18 protein-coding genes are annotated in these 19,578 nt (G+C 71.7%); 3 read left to right on the top strand and 15 right to left on the bottom strand.

Going from position 1 to position 19,578, the window contains the following annotated elements; all coding sequences use genetic code 11:
- Nucleotides 1-35: 35 nt before the first annotated feature.
- The 7 genes from ACFYM0_RS34515 to ACFYM0_RS34485 form a co-directional block, all read right to left on the bottom strand.
- Nucleotides 36-1,397, bottom strand: a complete 1,362-nt coding sequence (locus ACFYM0_RS34515) for a HEAT repeat domain-containing protein (protein ID WP_388508641.1) — start codon at nucleotides 1,395-1,397, stop codon at nucleotides 36-38.
- Nucleotides 1,398-1,437: 40 nt separating this feature from the next.
- Nucleotides 1,438-2,736 (bottom strand): HEAT repeat domain-containing protein, encoded by a 1,299-nt coding sequence (locus tag ACFYM0_RS34510; RefSeq protein ID WP_388508638.1) that lies wholly within the window; start codon nucleotides 2,734-2,736, stop codon nucleotides 1,438-1,440.
- A gap of 73 nt (nucleotides 2,737-2,809) precedes the next feature.
- Nucleotides 2,810-4,477 (bottom strand): uroporphyrinogen-III synthase, encoded by a 1,668-nt coding sequence (locus ACFYM0_RS34505; RefSeq protein WP_388508636.1) that lies wholly within the window; start codon nucleotides 4,475-4,477, stop codon nucleotides 2,810-2,812.
- Nucleotides 4,474-5,442, bottom strand: coding sequence for a hydroxymethylbilane synthase (gene hemC, locus ACFYM0_RS34500; protein ID WP_266905827.1), 969 nt, complete (start codon nucleotides 5,440-5,442; stop codon nucleotides 4,474-4,476). The genes ACFYM0_RS34505 and hemC overlap by 4 nt, the downstream gene beginning before the upstream one ends.
- Nucleotides 5,439-7,229, bottom strand: coding sequence for a glutamyl-tRNA reductase (locus tag ACFYM0_RS34495; RefSeq protein WP_388508633.1), 1,791 nt, complete (start codon nucleotides 7,227-7,229; stop codon nucleotides 5,439-5,441). The genes hemC and ACFYM0_RS34495 overlap by 4 nt, the downstream gene beginning before the upstream one ends.
- On the bottom strand, nucleotides 7,226-8,044 hold the full coding sequence (locus tag ACFYM0_RS34490) for a redox-sensing transcriptional repressor Rex (protein WP_327254333.1): 819 nt from the start codon (nucleotides 8,042-8,044) through the stop codon (nucleotides 7,226-7,228). Before ACFYM0_RS34490 ends, ACFYM0_RS34495 begins: the two co-directional genes overlap by 4 nt.
- 273 nt (nucleotides 8,045-8,317) lie before the next feature.
- Complete coding sequence (locus ACFYM0_RS34485; RefSeq protein ID WP_388508630.1) at nucleotides 8,318-8,596, bottom strand: glutaredoxin family protein; 279 nt, start codon at nucleotides 8,594-8,596, stop codon at nucleotides 8,318-8,320.
- A gap of 155 nt (nucleotides 8,597-8,751) precedes the next feature.
- Between ACFYM0_RS34485 and ACFYM0_RS34480 the strand changes: the two genes are divergently transcribed.
- From ACFYM0_RS34480 to ACFYM0_RS34470, 3 genes are all read left to right on the top strand, one after another.
- Nucleotides 8,752-9,762 (top strand): HAD family hydrolase, encoded by a 1,011-nt coding sequence (locus ACFYM0_RS34480; RefSeq protein ID WP_388508627.1) that lies wholly within the window; start codon nucleotides 8,752-8,754, stop codon nucleotides 9,760-9,762.
- Nucleotides 9,763-10,123: 361 nt separating this feature from the next.
- Entirely contained in the window at nucleotides 10,124-10,942 is an 819-nt protein-coding gene (locus ACFYM0_RS34475) for an ECF subfamily RNA polymerase sigma factor, BldN family (RefSeq protein WP_243340126.1), read from the top strand.
- Nucleotides 10,943-11,229: 287 nt separating this feature from the next.
- Nucleotides 11,230-12,435 (top strand): DUF5667 domain-containing protein, encoded by a 1,206-nt coding sequence (locus ACFYM0_RS34470; protein WP_388508624.1) that lies wholly within the window; start codon nucleotides 11,230-11,232, stop codon nucleotides 12,433-12,435.
- A gap of 125 nt (nucleotides 12,436-12,560) precedes the next feature.
- On the opposite strand, the gene ACFYM0_RS34465 is transcribed toward ACFYM0_RS34470, so the two are convergent.
- The 8 genes from ACFYM0_RS34465 to ACFYM0_RS34430 form a co-directional block, all read right to left on the bottom strand.
- Nucleotides 12,561-13,562, bottom strand: coding sequence for a lysophospholipid acyltransferase family protein (locus tag ACFYM0_RS34465; protein WP_388508621.1), 1,002 nt, complete (start codon nucleotides 13,560-13,562; stop codon nucleotides 12,561-12,563).
- Entirely contained in the window at nucleotides 13,562-14,617 is a 1,056-nt protein-coding gene (locus ACFYM0_RS34460) for an NAD-dependent epimerase/dehydratase family protein (RefSeq protein ID WP_327257606.1), read from the bottom strand. The genes ACFYM0_RS34465 and ACFYM0_RS34460 overlap by 1 nt, the downstream gene beginning before the upstream one ends.
- Nucleotides 14,618-14,712: 95 nt before the next feature.
- A complete protein-coding gene (locus ACFYM0_RS34455) occupies nucleotides 14,713-14,811 on the bottom strand; it encodes a 30S ribosomal protein bS22 (RefSeq protein WP_003948845.1) in 99 nt (32 codons plus the stop codon).
- 142 nt (nucleotides 14,812-14,953) lie between these two features.
- Entirely contained in the window at nucleotides 14,954-15,163 is a 210-nt protein-coding gene (locus ACFYM0_RS34450; protein WP_162688852.1) for a helix-turn-helix domain-containing protein, read from the bottom strand.
- 114 nt (nucleotides 15,164-15,277) lie between these two features.
- Nucleotides 15,278-16,108, bottom strand: coding sequence for a phosphatase (locus ACFYM0_RS34445; protein ID WP_388508618.1), 831 nt, complete (start codon nucleotides 16,106-16,108; stop codon nucleotides 15,278-15,280).
- Between the two features lie 85 nt (nucleotides 16,109-16,193).
- Entirely contained in the window at nucleotides 16,194-17,366 is a 1,173-nt protein-coding gene (locus tag ACFYM0_RS34440; RefSeq protein WP_388508615.1) for an acetoin utilization protein AcuC, read from the bottom strand.
- A complete protein-coding gene (locus ACFYM0_RS34435) occupies nucleotides 17,317-18,534 on the bottom strand; it encodes an MFS transporter (protein ID WP_388508612.1) in 1,218 nt (405 codons plus the stop codon). Before ACFYM0_RS34435 ends, ACFYM0_RS34440 begins: the two co-directional genes overlap by 50 nt.
- Nucleotides 18,535-18,593: 59 nt before the next feature.
- Nucleotides 18,594-19,292 (bottom strand): HAD family hydrolase, encoded by a 699-nt coding sequence (locus tag ACFYM0_RS34430; RefSeq protein ID WP_388508609.1) that lies wholly within the window; start codon nucleotides 19,290-19,292, stop codon nucleotides 18,594-18,596.
- Between the last annotated feature and the right edge of the window lie 286 nt (nucleotides 19,293-19,578).

Genomic DNA, 19,578 nt, shown 5'->3' with positions numbered 1-19,578 from the left:
CGCCTCTTCGAGCTTCGACAGCAGTCGGGACCAGCCTAGGCCGTGCCTCCGGCCCGCCCCGCCCCGTTGCGTTCCTTCCAGGCCCAGAGCGCGTTCGCCCGGTGGTCCGGCGAGAAGAGCGGGCCGATCTCCTCCACCCTCGCGTACGCCTGCGGGGTGTCCGGATGGTCCCGCAGCGCCAGTCCGTAGGCGCCGATCATCCGTGTCAGCCAGTCCTCCACGTCCAGGAGGGACACCAGCAGGTCCGTGGCATCGGCGGTACGGTCGCCGGACTCCGCCATCCTGTCCGCCGCCGATTGCCGCATCGGGCTCCCCGGGTCCCGGACCAGGTCGCGGAGCACGCCGTGCATCGCCTCCACGTCCTGCTGTGCCCACAGCAGGCTCAAGGCGGCGGAGTACCTCACCTCGTCCTCCGGGTCGCCCGCCAGGATCCGCAGGGCCTCGCGCTCCGCGACCGACAACGGCCCGTCGGACCAGCCCATGCAGTCCACCGCCCGCAAGCGCACCGCCGGATCCGGGTGGACGGCGTACCTCAGCCCGAGGGCTTCCAGCCCCGGGTGCCCCACGTTCTGTTCGGTGAGGGCCCACAGCACCACCGCGAGGACCTCGGGATCCGGCTCCACGTCCGCCCAGGCGGCGAGGAGTTCCCGGTCCTCCTCGCCGTACGGGTACGCGTCGGCCTCCAGGCCAAACTGCCGGGTCAGCAGCCAGTCGGCGGCGAAGCGCCGGTGGACCGGGGACGGGTGGTGCCGCAGGGCCGTCACCACCTCCCGGCTGCCCTCCGCGAGGCGGTCCACGAGCCGGAAGGAGGCCGCGGACCAGTCCACGTGCGAGGAGTCGGTGTGCCGGACGGCGCGGGCCACCAGTTCCTCCAGGGGGACCGGTACGCCGAACACCCCTTCCAGGGTGGTCAGTACGGCGCCGTGTCCCGCGCGCACCGTCAGCCCGCCGAGCGTGACCTGCTCGACCTGGACCCATTCCTCCTCGATCGTCGAGATGTCCGCCGGGCCCGCCGCCCCCGTCAGCCGCCGCAGCTCCGCCTCCGCGCCGGCCCCGTACCACCGCCGGGCCGCGTCCAGCAGCCGTGCCCGCTCCGCCTCAGGCAGGCGCTCCCCCGGGTCGGGGAGGTCCCTGGACCACAACAGCGCGCCGACCACCGCCCGGGAGCCGCTCTCGACGGCCCGCAGCAGCGGGGTCGTACCGTCCGGCAGCACCCGGTCCGGGTCCGCGCCGGCCGCCACCAGAGCCTCGGCGGCCTTGTACGCGTACGCCGCCACCGCCGCGCACAGCGGCGGCAGTCCGTCCCCCTCGGGGGCGTCCGGATCCGCGCCGCCCGCCAGCAGCCTCCGTACCGCCTCGGCGTCATCCGCCCGTACCGCGTCCCCCAGTGCCGTCATGCCCGGAACCTGCCACACGGCCGGGGAACGCACCACGCCATTACGCGGGCGACGAGGGGCCCGGGTCAGGCCGGTTCCGCCACTTCCACCGCCACAGCCCGTCCGCCCGGTGGTCGTGCTCGTACTCGGGGCCCAGCGGGCCGACCTTCGCATAGGCCTCCGGGGTGCGCGGGTCGTCCCGTACCGCCAGGCCGAGGGCCGCCCCCAGCCGGACGTCCAGATCGTCGGAGTCGAGGCATCGCACCAGCAGCTCGGCGACCTCCGGCACACCACGAGTGACGGACCCGAGGCCCCGTAGGGTCCGGCGCACGACCTCCGGGTCCGGATCCCACAGCAGGTCCGGCAGGAGCTCCAGGTCCTCCTGCTCCGGCTCCTCGCCGGCCAGCACCCCGGCGGCCGCGGCCCGCACCTCGCCGTCCCCGTCGCGGCACAGCTCCCGCAGCGTCCGTCGCACGTCCGGGGACAGCACCCGCGGCGCGTCCTCGGACGCCCACCAGTCGAAGAGACCCGGCACCCAGCGCCGCACCCCCGGGTCCGGGTGCCCGGCGCGCCGCAGTCCGATGGCCTCCCGGCTGGGCACCTCCGCCTCGCCCAGGACTTCCAGAACCCGCGCCAGTACGCCCGCGTCGGTCTCCTCGGCCTCGCGCTCGACGAGGATCCGGTTGCACTCCTTCTCGTACCAGCCCGCGTGCGCGGTCTCGGCCCACCCCCACAGCCGGTACCGGACCACGTCGACCACGAAGGCCCGCCGCAGCGGATCCGGATCGTCCCGGAAGGCCACCACCTGGCCCCAAGTCTGCGCGCTGACGCGGCGGTTGAGGACGTACAGCGCCGCGTTGCGGTCCACGTGGTCCCTCGCCGGGGACCGGACCCCGCGGGCCACCAGCTCCGCCACCGGCGCCAGGACGCGGAAGGCCCACTCCAGATCGGTCAGGACCGCGCCGTGTCCGGCCCGTACGCGCCGCCCTCCGAGGGTGATCTCGGGGACGGTGTTGCACTCCGAGTCCGTCACCCACGCGACGTCCGCCGGGCCCGCCACCCCCGTCAGCCGCCGCAGCTCCGCCTCCGCGCCCGCCCCGTACCACCGCCGGGCCGCGTCCAGCAGCCGGCCGCGCTCCGCCTCCGGCAGACGCGCGCGGGCGTCGTGGCCGAGCAGCGCCGCCACCATCCCCGGGGAGCCGCCCTCGACGGCCCGCAGCAGCGGGGTCGTACCGTCGGGCAGCACCCGGTCGGGGTCCGCGCCGGCCTCCACCAGCGCCTCGGCCGCCTCCTGGTCGTACGCCGCCACCGCCGCGCACAGCGCGGCCACCGCCTCATCGGGATCCGTGGGTTCCGTCACGGCCCGAACATGCCACAGGGCCCGGGTGCGCATCGCACCCGGGCCCTGTCACCTAACACCGCTAACGCGCACATCAGGTCGTACGACGCCTGCGCGCCCCCGGCCGTCGCTCGCTCGGCCGGTACACGTTCTCCCCGGCCTCCTTCGCAGCCTCGCGGCGCGCGGCCCCGTACTCCGCCAGGGCCTCCGCCAGCTTGCCCACGCTCGGCTCCGGCGACAGCACGTCGACGCGGAGCCCGTGCTCCTCGGCCGTCTTGGCCGTGGCCGGGCCGATGCACGCGATGACGGTGACGTTGTGCGGCTTGCCGGCGATGCCGACCAGGTTGCGCACGGTGCTCGACGAGGTGAAGAGCACGGCGTCGAAGCCGCCGCCCTTGATCGCCTCACGCGTGTCCTGCGGGGGCGGCGAGGCGCGCACGGTCCGGTAGGCGGTGACGTCGTCGACCTCCCACCCGAGCTCGATCAGCCCGGCGACCAGGGTCTCGGTGGCGATGTCGGCGCGCGGCAGGAAGACGCGGTCGATCGGGTCGAAGACCGGGTCGTACGGAGGCCAGTCCTCCAGCAGTCCGGCGGCGGACTGCTCGCCGCTGGGCACCAGGTCGGGCTTGACGCCGAACTCCACCAGCGCGGCGGCGGTCTGCTCGCCGACGGCCGCGACCTTGATGCCGGCGAAGGCACGGGCGTCGAGCCCGTACTCCTCGAACTTCTCGCGGACGGCCTTGACCGCGTTCACCGAGGTGAAGGCGATCCACTCGTAGCGGCCCGTCACGAGCCCCTTGACCGCCCGCTCCATCTGCTGCGGGGTGCGCGGCGGCTCCACGGCGATGGTCGGCACCTCGTGGGGGACCGCGCCGTACGAGCGGAGCTGGTCGGAGAGCGAGGCTGCCTGCTCCTTGGTGCGCGGGACGAGCACGCGCCAGCCGAACAGCGGCTTCGACTCGAACCAGGACAGTTCCTCGCGGCGCGCGACGGCGCCGTGCTCCCCGACCACGGCTATGACGGAGCGCGCTCCCTCGGGCGAGGGGAGGATCTTGCCCTGCTTGAACACCTGCGCGATGGTCCCGAGGGTCGCGCTCCACGTCCGCTGGCGGGTCGTCGTACCGGCCACGGTCACGGTGAGCGGGGTGTCGGGCTTGCGCCCGGCGCCGATCAGCTCGGCCGCCGCCGCCGAGACGGTCTCCAGCGTCGCGGAGACGACGAGGATGCCGTCGCTGGCACCCACCTCGCTCCAGCAGCGCGCGGAGGCGGTCCGCGCGTTCACGAACCGCACGTCCGCGCCCTGCTTGCCGGCCAGCGGGACACCGGCGTACGCGGGCACGCCGACGGCGGTAGCGACGCCGGGGACGACCTCGAAGGGGATGCCGCCGGTGGCGCAGGCGAGCATCTCCTCGGCCGCGTTCCCGTCGAGCCCGGGGTCGCCGGTGACGGCACGGACGACCCGCCTGCCGGAGCGCGCGGCCTCCATGACAAGATTGGCGGCATCTCGGATGACCGGGACCCCGGCGGCTGCTGACTTCTCGTCAGCAATCGTCAGCTGTGGCGTGTCCACCCCCGCGCGCGCATGCGTCCGTACGACCTCGAGCACCTCGGGCTCCGCGATCAGTACGTCCGCGGCGGCCAGGGCCTCCACGGCGCGAAGCGTCAGCAGTCCCGGGTCGCCCGGGCCGGCACCGAGGAAGGTGACGTGCCCCTGGACGGCGACGGACGGAAACGCGGAGGTGGTTGGGCTTGTGGGGTTCAAAGCGACCGCTCCCCCATCAGACCGGCCGCGCCCTTGGCCAGCATCTCGTCCGCGAGTTCGCGGCCGAGCGCCATGGCCTCGTCGTACGACTGGGGCACGGGACCGGTGGTGGACAGCTGCACCAGCGTGGAACCGTCGAGGGTCCCCACGACTCCACGCAGGCGCATCTCATTGACAATCTGCCCGTCGGCCAACAGGTCGGCGAGCGCGCCCACGGGGGCACTGCAGCCGGCCTCCAGGGCGCCGAGCAGGGCGCGTTCGGCGGTCACGGCGGCCCGGGTGTACGGGTCGTCGAGCTCGGCGAGCGCGGAAATCAGGTCCGTGTCGGACGCCAGGCACTCCACGGCCAGGGCACCCTGGCCGGGCGCGGGCAGCATGTTGTCCACGGAGATCAGGTCGGTGGCCTCGTCGCCGCGGCCGATCCGGTTGAGCCCGGCTGCGGCCAGCACGACGGCGTCGAGCTCGCCGCTGCGCACGAAGCCGATCCGGGTGTCGACGTTGCCGCGGATGGCGACGGTCTCGATGACCTTGCCCAGCGACTTGGCGTAGGCGTGCAGCTGCGACCTGCGCCGCGGCGAACCGGTGCCGATGCGCGCACCGTCGGGCAGCTGCTCGAAGGTCAGACCGTCGCGGGCGACGAGCGCGTCGCGCGGGTCCTCGCGCTGCGGCATCGCCGCGATGACGAGGTCGTCGGGCTGCGTGGTGGGCAGGTCCTTCAGCGAGTGGACGGCGAAGTCGACTTCGCCGCGCACCAGGGCTTCGCGCAGGGCGGTGACGAAGACGCCGGTCCCGCCGATCTGCGAGAGGCTCTCGCGGGACACGTCACCGTAGGTCGTGATCTCCACGAGCTCGACGGGCCGGCCGGTGATCGCCCGGACCGCCTCGGCGACATGCCCGGACTGGGACATGGCCAGCTTGCTGCGCCGCGTGCCGAGCCTCAGCGGCTGGTCGAGACGTGGATTCATGATGCCCGTCCTGAGTCGTGGTTCTTGTCAGCCTCGTCGGCCCGGCTGACGGAGGCCACCGTCTGCGGGTCGAGATCGAAGAGTTCGCGCAGCGCCTCGGCGTACCCGGCGCCGCCGGGCTCGCTCGCGAGCTGCTTGACGCGCACGGTCGGCGCGTGGAGGAGCTTGTCGACGACGCGCCGCACGGTCTGGGTGACCTCGGCCCGCTGCCGCTCGTCGAGATCAGGCACACGCCCGTCGAGCCGTGCCACTTCCATGGCGACGACCTCGGCGGCCATGGCGCGCAGGGCGACCACGGTGGGCGTGATGTGCGCGGCCCGCTGAGCCGCCCCGAAGGCGGCCACTTCCGCGGCCACTATCCCGCGTACGGCGTCGACGTCGGCGGCCATGGGCGCATCGGCGGAGGCCTCGGCGAGCGACTCGATGTCGACCAGCCGCACTCCGGGGATCCGGTGCACGGCGGCGTCGATGTCGCGCGGCATGGCCAGGTCGAGCAGCGCGAGCCGTACGGGCGCGCCGTCCTGGCTCCGCACGGTCCTGCGCGGCTGCCGCTGCGCGGCGGCCTCGCCCTGGTCGGCCCAGGTCCCGTGCAGCTCCAGCGACCCGGCGTCCACCCCGGCGAGCGTGGCCCGCCCATCGGCGGTGCGCCCCGGATCGGAGGCCAGCGCCTCGAGCCCCACAGGACACCCGTCCCGCTCCTCGACGACCACCTTGCTCCGCACGGCCCCGGCATCGGCGATCCGCCGCCCCTCACCCGCGAGCACGGCAAGCCGCGCGACGAGCGCGGCGTCGACCGAATCCAGCCCCGCCGGGGCCCCATCCAGCCCCGCCGGCGTTTGAGGCGCAGGGGTCCGGGGACTGGTCCCCGGCAACGGCGCCGCACCCGGAAGCGGGTCCGGGGCGAAGCCCCGGGGAACGGCGGAAGGGCGGGTAGGGGACAGCCCCGCAGGGCGCTCCTCCATGGCCACCGCCACGTCGTCCCCGGTCAGCACCAAGCCAGTGGCACCCGTACAGGAAATGACGACATCAACCCGACCGAGCTCATCGGCAACCGCCGACATCGGCACGGCGCAAGCCGCAACCCCGGTGCCCGAGGCAACCAGAATCTCTGCCAACCGCTCCGCCCGCTCGGCGGTCCGGTTGGCGACCACGACCTCGGCCACACCCACCCGCGCCAAGGTCGCCGCGGCGAGCGAAGACATCGACCCGGCCCCGATGACGAGCGCCCGCTTCCCCGCGGCCCACTCCTCCACCGGCACCCGTACGGCGAGCTGCTCCAGCCCGAAGGTCACCAGCGACTGCCCCGCCCGGTCGATCCCGGTCTCGGAGTGCGCCCGCTTGCCGACCCGCAGCGCCTGCTGGAACAGATCGTTGATCAACCGCCCCGCGGTGTGGAGCTCCTGCCCCAGCGCCAGCGCGTCCTTGATCTGTCCGAGGATCTGTCCCTCGCCGACCACCATCGAGTCCAGCCCGCACGCCACCGAAAACAGGTGGTGGACGGCCCGGTCCTCGTAGTGCACGTAGAGATAAGGAGTGAGCTCCTCCAGCGCGACACCACTGTGCTGCGCCAGCAGCGTCGACAGCTCGGCGACACCGGCGTGGAACTTGTCCACGTCGGCGTACAGCTCGATCCGGTTGCAGGTGGCGAGCACCGCCGCCTCCGCCGCCGGTTCCGCGGCGAGCGTGTCGTGCAGCAGCTTGACCTTGGCATCGGCGGCCAGCGAAGCGCGCTCCAGCACGCTCACGGGCGCGCTGCGATGACTCAGCCCAACGACGAGCAGACTCATGCCGGCATCACCGCCGGGACGTCCCCCTCGGGTCCGCCCTTCCGTGCGACGGCGGCGGCCCGTCCGGCGGGCGGCACGACGGCGGCGGCCGGAGCCGCCCCGGTGCCGGTGCCCGCGGCGGGGCCGCCGGCAGCGGCCTGGGCCGCCGCTTCCTCGCCGGCCTTGCGCTGCTCGTGGAAGGCCAGGATCTGGAGCTCGATCGACAGGTCGACCTTGCGCACGTCGACGCCGTCGGGCACGGACAGCACGGTCGGCGCGAAGTTCAGAATGGAGGTCACCCCGGCGGCGATGAGCCGCTCGCTGACCTGCTGGGCGGCCCCCGCCGGGGTCGCGATGACCCCGATCGAGACGCCGTTCTCCTCGATGATCTTCTCCAGCTCATCGGTGTGCTGCACGGGCATCCCCGCCACCGGCTTGCCGGCCATGGCCGGGTCGGCGTCGATGAGCGCCGCCACGCGGAACCCGCGCGAGGCGAAACCGCCGTAGTTGGCCAGCGCGGCGCCGAGGTTGCCGATGCCGACGATGACGACCGGCCAGTCCTGGGTCAGCCCGAGCTCGCGGGAGATCTGGTAGACGAGGTACTCCACGTCGTACCCGACCCCGCGGGTCCCGTAGGAGCCGAGGTAGGAGAAGTCCTTGCGGAGCTTCGCGGAGTTGACTCCGGCGGCCGCGGCCAGCTCCTCGGAGGACACCGTGGGCACCGATCGCTCGGAGAGCGCGGTGAGGGCACGCAAGTACAGCGGAAGCCGGGCGACAGTGGCCTCGGGAATACCTCGGCTGCGGGTCGCCGGTCGGTGAGTTCGGCCAGTTGCCACGATGCTCCTGCGGGATGAGCGGGGCTGCAGGTGGCCACTTGTCCCAGGACCACCCCGTCGAATGCAGGCTATGTCTTTGTGAACGCGTGCACAAAGATTGTGTCCGCTTTGTCCGAGCAAAGTGACCGGGGTCACGCGCCTTGGGCGTATGGGCCGGGAACCGACGACACGCCGAACCCGTTCAATTCCCGAAGGGGGCAAAACGGTACACACTCCTCACCAATACGCCCCCGAGACCCCATAAATCGCCCATGATGGTAACCGCCCGACGGCTCAAGCCTGCAATGCCCGTCGGAGCCGGTCAGGGTTCACCCTCCAGAAGGTGTGCTGTTCGCCGTCCACCAGCACGACCGGAATCTGCTCCCAGTGCAGGCGGTACAACTCCTCGTCCTGCGAAATGTCCTTCTTCTCCCACTGTGCGCCCGTCTCGGCGCAGACTTTCTCGACCACTTCCTGGGCGTCGTCACAGAGATGACACCCCGGCTTCCCGATGAGCGTGACCACCCGCTCCTGCGGACGCTTCTTTCCGGCACGGCGCAGCAAAGGACTCATGCACCCATTCTCCCGCGCCCGGAAGCCGACCGTCCCCGGCGCGCGTCCATCAGGTCGGGCCGGGCGCACCGCGTCGGGCCGGGCGCACCGAAGAGTTCACACCACCGATTCCCATCGGTTCGGGAACTCCCGAACACAGTGGCTATGCTCGCGTCATGGCCGCTCTGGGATGGCTCACCCCCCGTAGGCGCTCCGCCACCGCGCGGAGCGTGCTGGCAGGCGAGGCCTCGGCCGAGGCCGCCCGCAAGACCGCGCTGGCCGACGAACCACGGGGCGGACCGGAGTTCGCGAGAACCACGGAAGCGGAACGCGCTGCGGAACCCGCCGCCGAGGCGGAGTCCGAAGCTCCGCAGGAGCACCCCGAGGCCGCCGAGCCGGAGTTTCCCGTTGCCGGCGACGACCTGGCCGCCGCCTTCTTCGATCTCGACAACACCGTCATGCAGGGTGCCGCGATCTTCCACTTCGGCCGCGGCCTCTACAAGCGGGAGTTCTTCCGCCGCCGCGAGCTCGCCCGCTTCGCCTGGCAGCAGGCCTGGTTCCGGCTCGCCGGGGTCGAGGACCCCGAGCACATGCAGGACGCCCGTGACAGTGCGCTGTCGATCGTCAAGGGACACAAGGTCTCCGAGCTGATGTCCATCGGCGAGGAGATCTACGACGAGTACATGGCGGAGCGGATCTGGCCGGGCACCCGCGCCCTGGCCCAGGCACACCTCGACGCCGGACAGAAGGTCTGGCTCGTCACGGCCGCCCCCGTGGAAACGGCCACGATCATCGCCCGCCGGCTCGGCCTGACCGGAGCCCTCGGCACCGTCGCCGAGTCCGTGGACGGCGTCTACACCGGCCGGCTGGTCGGAGAGCCGCTGCACGGCCCCGCCAAGGCGGAGGCGGTCCGCGCCCTGGCCGCCGCCGAGGGCCTGGACCTCGAGCGCTGCGCGGCGTACAGCGATTCGCACAACGACATCCCGATGCTGTCGCTGGTCGGACATCCGTACGCGATCAATCCCGACACAAAACTGCGCAAGCATGCCCGCTCCAAGGACTGGCGCCTGCGCGACTATCGGACCGGCCGCAAGGCCGTGAAGATCGGCGTCCCGGCCGCCGCGGGCGTCGGCGCGATCGCGGGCGGCACGGCCGCCGCCATCGCCCTGCACCGCCGCCGCAAGTAGCGGCCGCGGGGCCCCGCCCGGCCTCCCGCCCCACCAGGCCCGGCGCCCTCCCCCGCCCGGGACATTCGCTCACCTCTACCCGCGCCCCCGGCGCGGCACTCCGGCCTGCCCTACTCGGTCGTGAGCCACCGTGGAAGCAGGCATTCCGCGCATCCAAGTGATCAAGAATCGATCACCATCCGTGCCTGAATATGCCCTCGACACGCAACAGAAGTGTCGTAACCGGTGATTTGAGCAACTGGGTGTAGCGCTGCCTGTACGAAGCGTTATTCTCCTCAAACGCATGCCACCGCCATCTGTCGCCACGACGGGTGAACGGTCCCGCACTGCACGTGATGGAAGCTCTGCCTCTGGGAGTCCCGTGTACCCACCTGTCGGGGTTGACGCCTCGGGCCTGGCTACGCTGCGCGCAACGGTCCTCGACCAGCTGCGCGGCTTCGTCCCCACCGCGTACACCGTCCCCGCATTCGCCACCGCGGTCCCCGCCGGACTCGGCCCGGCCGGTCCTTGCTATGCCCTGACCGACGGCGGGGCAACGGTGGGCAGACGCGGTCGCGCCGGCGGCTCGTCCGCCGGGGGCGCAGCCGCCGGGACCACCGCGCCCGCAGCCCGCCGCCCCACCGCGGACAGCGACCAGGCCCGCATGATGGACCTGGTCGAACGCGCCCAGGCCGGCGAAGCCGATGCCTTCGGTCGCCTGTACGACCAGTACAGCGACACCGTCTACCGCTACATCTATTACCGCGTCGGCGGCAAGGCGACCGCGGAGGATCTCACCAGCGAGACCTTCCTGCGGGCGCTGCGCCGCATCTCCACCTTCACCTGGCAGGGCCGAGACTTCGGCGCCTGGCTCGTGACGATCGCCCGCAACCTGGTCGCCGACCACTTCAAGTCGAGCCGCTTCCGCCTGGAAGTCACCACCGGCGAAATGCTCGACGCCAACGAGGTGGAACGGTCCCCCGAGGACTCCGTCCTGGAGTCCCTCTCCAACGCGGCCCTGCTGGAAGCCGTACGGAAACTCAATCCGCAGCAGCAGGAGTGCGTGACCCTGCGCTTCCTGCAGGGCCTCTCGGTCGCCGAGACGGCCAGGGTGATGGGAAAGAACGAGGGTGCCATCAAGACCCTCCAGTACCGCGCGGTCCGCACCCTGGCCCGCCTGCTCCCCGACGACGCCCGCTGACCCCGCCCTCCTCTCACATTTCGGTACTCCTCCCTGATGACCTTGATGACACCGACGACTCCGACGACCCCGAAGAGATCGACGGCACCGTCGAATCCCACGACGCTGTGGTCCGATCATCCTTCGTCCGTAACCCAAGTGCCGCGCCGCTCGTTGTGGGGAATGCAGGCTCCCTGTGGACACGCCCTGCCCGAAGCCGCTCACTCGAAAGGGTGGATGTGCTCAAGGAAGGCAACCTTCCGGACACCTTGGGGAGTCGATCGTCATGACGAGAGGAGGTGCCGCCAGTGATCGCGAACGTGACTCCGCACCGGCGGGCGAACGCCTTCGCCCAGGCCCTGGAGGAGCGGACCCCGTCCGACCTTTCGGAACCGGACCCGGCGGCCGAGCAGTCCGAGGCACCTGCCGAACCTGCCGACCACGACCGGTTGTTGGCCCTGGCGAGCGTGCTCGGCGAAAGAATGCCGCGCCCGGTGCTGGACCCCGAGGTCAAAGTGGTGCAACGAGCCCAGCTCATTGCCGCCATGGAAGCCAAGGTGATGGAAGAGAGGGCCGGGGGCGGCGTGGCCGCCGACCCTCAAGTGCCCGAACAGCGGACCGGCCGCGGCGCCCACCGGGCGACCTCGCTCCGGAAATTGCGGCCCCGCTCCCGCTGGTCCAAGGGCATCGCGGCAGGCGGTCTCACCGTAGGTGTGGCCGCGGGGGCCTTCAGCGGAGTGGCCGCTGCCAGCACGGACGCCCTGCCGGGTGATCACCTGTACCCCGTGAAGCGGGGCATGGAGGACATCCGGCTCGGGATGGCCGACGACGATTCGGACCGGGGCGAGCTCTATCTCGACCAGGCCTCGAGCCGCCTGTCGGAAGCCCGCCGGCTCATGGAGCGCGGCCGTCTCGGCGCACTCGACCACGAGTCGCTCGGCGCGATCCGCCGAGCCCTCGCTGGCATGAAGCACGATGCCTCGGAGGGCCACCGGCTGCTCCAGGCCGCCTACGAACGGGACGGCTCGCTCGGCCCGATCCAGGCGCTGTCCTCGTTCTCCCGCTCGCACCGGGACGCGTGGGCCAAGCTCCGGGGCAACCTCCCGGCGCAGCTCACGGACGTGGGCGGTGAGGTGGAATCGGTCTTCCAGGCCATAGACCAAGACGTGGCGCCGCTCCAGAGTCTGCTCCCGAAGCCTCCGGAACAGACCCGCGGCTCCGGCCCCTCCACGAAGCCGAGCACACCGGCGGGCAAGCAGCAGGCGACGCCCCCTCCGGGCACCCCGTCCGCGGCCCCCACGCCGTCACCCTCGGGTTCCCCGAAGACCTCGCCCCCGGGCGGCGGCGGTCTCCTGGGCGGCACGGGCGACCTGCTGAACCCGCCCGCGGGCCAGTCCACCCCGTCCGAACCGGGCACCACCCCGACCCCCGCCCACCCGGACATCACCCTCCCGCCGCTCCTCCCCGGCCTCCTCCCGGGCCTGGGCATCAAGGCGGAGGACGCCGACCAGTAGCGACCGGCACCGGTCGGCAGCGACTGGCGACACGTGACGAAAGCGCCGGCGGGACTGGATTTCCAGTCCCGCCGGCGCTTTCGTCATGCTCGGCCGTACGGCGCGGAACGGCGCGGAACGGCGCGTCAGAAGAAGACGGACCTCCGCTGCACCAGCAGCTTGTACAACGTGTGCTGGATCTGCTCCCGCACCTGATCCGTCAGGTTGAACATCAGCATCGGGTCCTCGGCGGCCTCCGCCGCGTACCCGTCCGTCGGAATCGGTTCCCCGAACTGGATCGTCCACTTCGTCGGCAGCGGCACCGCCCCCAACGGCCCCAGCAGCGGGAACGTCGGCGTGATCGGGAAGTACGGAATCCCCAGCAGCCGCGCCAGCGTCTTCGAATTGCCGATCATGGGGTAGATCTCCTCCGCCCCCACGATCGAGCAGGGCACGATCGGCGTCCCCGCCCGCAGCGCCGTCGACACGAACCCGCCCCGCCCGAACCGCTGGAGCTTGTACCGCTCTCCGAACGGCTTCCCTATCCCCTTGAAGCCCTCGGGCATCACGCCCACCAGCTCCCCGGCCTCCAGCAGCCGCTGCGCGTCCTCCGCGCACGCCAGCGTGTGCCCGGCCTTGCGCGCCAGCTCGTTCACCACGGGCAGCATGAACACCAGGTCCGCGGCCAGCAGCCGCAGGTGCCGCTGCGCCGGGTGCTGGTCGTGCACGGCGACCTGGAGCATCAGGCCGTCCAGCGGCAGCGTCCCGGAGTGGTTCGCCACGATCAGCGCGCCGCCCTCCTTCGGGATGTTCTCGATGCCCTTGACCTCGACCCGGAAGTACTTGTCGTACAACGGCCGCATCAGGGACATCAGGACCTGGTCCGTCAGCTCCTTGTCGTAGCCGAAGTCGTCGACCTCGTACTCCCCGGTGATCCGGCGCCGCAGGAACGCCAGGCCGCCGGCGATCCGCCGGTCCCAGCCGTCCCCCGCCTCCACCCGCTCCGGTGCGGCCTCCACCACCGGCTCCGCCACCGGTTCCGCGACGGGCGCGAGCGGCGCCTCCGGCGCGACCCGTACCCGCCGGGCGGGCGAGGACCGCCGACGCGGCCGGTCCTCGTCGAACGGAATGACCTTGGCGTCCGCCACTATCGCTTCGCTCCATCCATGTCCACGTCCAGCAACCCGGCCACCCGGTCCACGGCCCGGCCCACCCGCTCCGGCGGCAGCAGCCCGCCGCCCCGGCTCCGCGTGAAGTCGGCGAAGGTCTCGGCGGTCGTATACATCGGCTCGAATCCCAGGACCTCGCGCATCTGCGTGGTCTCCACGACCCGCCCGTGCGTGAGGAGCCTTATCTGCTCGGGCGAGAACTCCGTCGCCCCGACCGCCCGCAGCGCCGCACCCACCCAGGTCACCGCGGGCAGCAGCAGCGGCACCGTCGGCCGTCCCAGCCGCCGCGCGCACTGCGACAGCAGCAGCACCCCGTCGCCGGCGATGTTGAAGGTCCCGCTGAGCCCGCCGGGCCCGCTGGTCTGCGAGGCCAGCCGCAGCACGTCCAGTACGTCGTCCTCGTGCACGAACTGCAACCGCGGGTCGTAGCCCAGCACGGTCGGGATCAGCGGCATCGAGAAGTACTCGGCGAGCGCCGAGTCGGCGAAGGGCCCCAGGATGTTCGCGAACCGCAGCACGCACACCGCGACGTCGGGCCGCCTGCGCGCGAAGCCGCGTACGTACCCCTCGACCTCGACGGCGTCCTTCGCGAAGCCGGCGGAGGGCAGCGACTTCGGCTGCGTGGTCTCGGTGAAGACGGCCGGATCCCGCGAGGTGCCCCCGTACACACTGGTACTGGACTTCACCACGAGCCGCCGCACCGTCGGGGACTTCTGGCAGGCTCCCAGGAGCTGCATCGTCCCGATGACGTTGGTTTCCTTGACGGTGCTGTACGAGCCGGAGCCCGCGCCCGTCGCCGCTCCCCCGGTGACCGCGAGATGGACCACCGTGTCCACGGCGTTCTCGGCCAGCACCCTGGCAATGGCCGACTGCCTGATGTCCGCACGGACGAACTCGGCCGAGCCGAGCCGGTGCGGCGGGGTCACCGCGTCGACCGCGATCACCCGCTCCACTTCCGGGTCCCGCTGGATCCGCCGCACGAAGCGGCCTCCCAGTTGCCGGGCAGCCCCGGTGACCAGCACGACCTTCCCCACGAGCTCAGCGCCTCCCTCGAAGAAGTCCCCCGGCTGCACCGCAGCCCCTCCACCAGAATGGTGGAGGGGCTGCGGTAAACACGTACAGCTACCGTTTACTTCTTGTTACGGCGCTGGACGCGGGTGCGCTTGAGCAGCTTGCGGTGCTTCTTCTTAGCCATCCGCTTGCGCCGCTTCTTGATAACAGAGCCCACGACTACCCTCGCTCACTTCTCTTCATTCGGTGCGGGGCGTCGGGGCCCACACGACCTACGTCGGCCTAGCCTACCCGCCCGAGCTCTGAGCTTGTAATCCGCATGCCCCCGAGGGGTCACCGTGGGCTCCCGACCCTCACCTTCAGGCCGATTCCACCCCCACGAAGGACTCGCGGAGGTACTCGTGCACCGCGTTTTCCGGGACCCGGAAGGACCGGCCCACCCGGATTGCGGGCAGATGTCCGTTGTGCACCAAGCGGTACACGGTCATCTTCGACACTCGCATCACCGAGGCGACCTCCGCCACGGTCAGGAACTGAACCTCACTGAGAGGCCTCTCGCCAGCAGCCATGACACACCTTGACCTTCCGCGCATGACGGGCACCGGCTTCCCCTCCGGTTACGCCCCGTCGTCGCACGCTCACTCCCCAGAGTAGGGGCGTGTGATACGAGTGGGGAAGAGGAGCTACGTCCACTCCTGCCGAGCCGACAGACTCGCCCGATTGAGTACATAGCGAGTGAGCGGTCGGTAATAGTCCGCACGCACCGCGTCATCAAGCGGAACGGCCACCGAGACCTGCCCCTCGGCTTCCCCCACGAACAACGCGGGATCATCGGTATCGGCCAGCCCGATCGCCTCCACACCGAGCTGACCTGCGCCGCAGACCCACCCGTGGTCCCCCACCACCAGCTCCGGCAACGGCCCGCCGGCCTCCGCCAGCGCCCCGAGCGCGATCCGAACCGGCAGCGGCGAATGGGAGTGCGCGCCGGTGTCACTCCCGTCCGGCCGCGCGCCGTCTTCCCGCACCAGTGCGACCCCTCGTACGTAATCGATGCGGTGCGTGCGTACGCCGAACCGGGTCTGCATGTCGACAGGTGCCCCCCGCGCCGGAGTGAGGACATCACATCCTGCCGCCGACAACGCCCCCGCCAAGGTGGCGTAGAACCCCAGGAGCCGGTGCGGGTGCCCGGTACCGAACAACACCGGGGCCCGCGCCTCCGCCGCCGCCCGCAGCCGCCCCGCGAAGGCCTCCAACCCCGCCACCGTCAGCTCGGGATCGATCACGTCCGGCCCGCTGACGTGCGCGGGATCCGCCGAGACCCCGCACTTCAGCGCCATCAGCCGCAGCAGGTCACCCTCACCCCACCCCCACGCGGGATCCAGTCCCAGCAGCACCCGCGGATCGCGCGCCGCGAACAGCCGATAACTGCGCAGGCTTTCCTCCCGAGAGGTCGCGACGGGCCCGGCCAGGCGGGCGGCCAGCAGATGCGCACGCAGCGCGCCGGTGCTCAACACCCTCCCGATGCTCCCGCACAGACTCTGACGGGTCGCCAGTTCCGGCCAATCCCCCCACCGTTGGCGTAACCCTGCGAGGCAGGGATCAGGCCAGCAGCCCGCGCAGCGGGAACACCGCCCGCCGCGTGGCGAGCACGGCCTGATCGATCCGGTCGGCGGGGTCGTACCCGGCATCCCAGTCCCGCAGGCCCGGCACCCGCCCATCCGTCATCCGCCCGGGCGCCACCGCCCCCGTCCGCGCATACGCCGCATCCCGCCAAGACCCCGGCACAGCCGTCTCAGGATCGATCGGCCGATGCCCGGCGATCGCCACCAGATGCGTCCACGACCGCGGCACGACGTCGACCACCGAGTACCCGCCCCCACCGAGGGCCAGCCACCGCCCACCCTCCCCACAGGAGTGCGCCAGCTCGTGACACGCCTCCATCACCGCCCGCTGCGCGTCCAACGACACCGCCAGATGCGCCAGCGGGTCCTCGAAGTGCGTGTCCGCCCCGTGCTGCGTCACCAGCACCTGCGGCCGGAACTCCTCCAACAGCTCCGGCACCACCGCGTGAAAGGCCCGCAGCCACCCCTCGTCCCCGGTGCCGGCGGGCAGCGCGATGTTCACCGCCGACCCCTCCGCCTCGGGCCCGCCTGTCTCCTCCGGCCAGCCCGTCTGCGGGAACAGCGTCCGCGGATGCTCGTGCATCGAGATCGTCAGCACCCGCGGGTCGTCCCAGAACGCCGCCTGGACCCCGTCCCCGTGGTGGACGTCCACATCCACGTAGGCGACCCGCTCGGCCCCCAGCTCCAGCAGCCGCGCGATCGCCAGTGCCGCGTCGTTGTACACGCAGAACCCGGCCGCCCCGCCCGGCATCGCGTGGTGCAGCCCGCCGGCGAAGTTCACGGCGTGCTCGGCATCCCCGCGCCAGATCGCCTCGGCCGCCGCCACGGACTGCCCGGCGATCAGCGCGGACGCCTCGTGCATCCCCTGGAACGCCGGATCGTCCGTGGTCCCCAGCCCGTACGAGCCGTCGGCGACCCCGGGGTCGGCGGACACCTCTCGCACCGCCGCGACGTACTCCTCGCGGTGCACCAGCCGCAGCGTCGACTCCCCGGCCGGCCGGCCCGCCCGTACCTCCAGCTCCCGGTCGAGCCCGAAGGCCCGTACCAGGCCCATCGTCAGCTCCAGGCGCACCGGATCCATCGGATGGCCCGGCCCGAAGTCATACTTCGTTACCGCCTCGTCCCACATCAACAACCCGCGACCGCTCATGCCGGACACCGTATCGAGCGGGCTCCGTACCGAACGAGCGGGCATGGAAAAGAGTGACGAGGACCAGCACCATCGGCACCAGCATCGCCCCCCGGTAGCTCCAGGCGTCCCCGATCCCGCCCACGAGCGGAGCCCCGATCAGGAATCCGACGTAATTGAAGATGTTGAGCCGCGCGATGGCGGTGTCGGAGGATCCCGGGAACAGCCGGCCCGCCGCGGCGAAGGTCTGCGGCACGATCACGCACAGCCCGAACCCCAGCAGCGTGAAGCCGAGCATCCCCACCCACGCCCCGGGCGCCACCGCGACCACGCCGAACCCGGCCGCCGCGACGACCGTCCCGATCCGGACGACGGCCACGGCCCCGAAGCGCCGCACCCCCAGGTCCCCCACGGCCCGCCCGAGCAGGGTGGTCACCATGTAGACGTTGTAGGGAACGGTGGCGAGCTGCTCGGAGCTGCCCAGCACGTCCTGGAGGTACTTGGCGCTCCAGTTCGACACCGTCGAGTCCCCGATGTACGCGCACGCCATCACCAGGCACAGCGGCAGCAACAGCTTGAACCCGCCCGGCCCGAGCCCCTTGGCCTCGGCGGCGCCGGCCTTGGCGTCCTGGTCCACGTAGAACCGGCTGGCGAGCAGCGCGAGCGGCAGCAGGACCACCACGGCGGGCAGGTACGAACTGAACAGCGACAAGTGCCAGTGCGCCCCTGCCCACGCGGCGGACGCCCCCAGGATCCCGCCGAGGCTGTAGGAGGCGTGGAACCCGAGCATGATGCTGCGCCCGTACGCGCCCTGCAGGCTCACCCCGAGCATGTTCATGGAGGCGTCGAGCGCCCCCACGAACAGCCCGAACGCCCCGAGGGACACCGCCACGTGCCACATCTCGCTGCCGGCGCCGACCCCGAGCAGTGCGAGCAGCACGAGCGGCTGCGCCCACCGCAGTACGGTGCTGGGCGCGACCCGCTTCACCAGGTGCTCGGTGACCACGCTGGACACACCGGCGAGGATCGGCACGGCGGCCAGGAAGGCCGGCAGCAGTGCGTCGGATATGCCGTACCGGTCCTGAATGGCGGGGATCCGCGTCACGAGCAGCGCGAAGGCCACGCCCTGCACGAAGAAACTGAACCCCAACGCCCCGCGCCCGCGGCGCAGCCGCACGTCTGCTGTCATGGCGGCTCAGCGTAGGCGCCGGTGCTACCGGTGGGTAGAGCGATCACATATCGATTGGGTCAGTGCGAGAACCCGCCGCCGTAACCGCTGTATCCGGAGCCGGCGCCCTCCGCCAGGCCCAGCAACCCGGCCAGTTGGTTCATGTCGCCGAAGTATCCGGTGGCGCCGGGCAGCCGGTCGGCGGGCACCATCGCGGTGTACGCGAGCACGTCCATCCCCGCGGCCAGCGCGGCCTGGACACCCAGCGGGCTGTCCTCGACGACCACGCAGCGGCCGGGCGCCACACCCATCTGGTCCGCGGCGTGCAGGAACAGATCGGGGGCGGGCTTGCCCTTCCCCACGTCCTCCGAACTGAAGATCCACTCCTCCTCGAACCATTCGTCGAGCCCCGCCGCCCGGTGCCCGACCCTGATCCGCTCGTGGCTCCCGGAGGACGCGAGGCAGTACGCGGTCCCGCTCTCGACCAGAGCCGCCAGCACCCCCTCGACCCCGGGCACGGGCTTGAGCTCCCGCTCGAAGGCCGCGAAGGTACGCGCGTGCAGGGTGCTGTCGAAGTCGGCGGGCAGGTCCTGCCCGGTCCGCTCCCGCACGAGGTCGTGGACCCGGTGGACCGCGGCTCCCATGTAGTCGCGGAGCGACTCCTCGTACGAGGTCGGGTGGCCCAGCTCGGTCAGGTACCCGGCGAGGATGCTGTTGGCGAGCGGCTCACTGTCCACCAGCACGCCGTCGTTGTCGAAGATGACGAGGTCGTAGCCCATGCGACAACCCTACGAGCCGTCAGGCCCAATCCATCCGGACCCCATGCCGGGCATCCGCAGGACATCCAAAGATCCTGTGCCGGCCTCCCCCTCACCCATTCCGGTGACACGAACCCGTCCGCCGCCCCACCGGCTCATCGAAGAGCCGGAGAAGGGCCGGATCCGGCCCCTGGTCACCACCAATGATTCGGCCCGTGAACGCAGAAAAGCCCCGTACCGGTTACCCGGTACGGGGCTTTTCTCAAAAATTGTTCGGCGGCGTCCTACTCTCCCACAGGGTCCCCCC

The organism is Streptomyces sp. NPDC006487 (assembly GCF_042870555.1).
Classification (GTDB): domain Bacteria; phylum Actinomycetota; class Actinomycetes; order Streptomycetales; family Streptomycetaceae; genus Streptomyces.
This window is presented reverse-complemented; position numbering and strand designations above follow the sequence as displayed.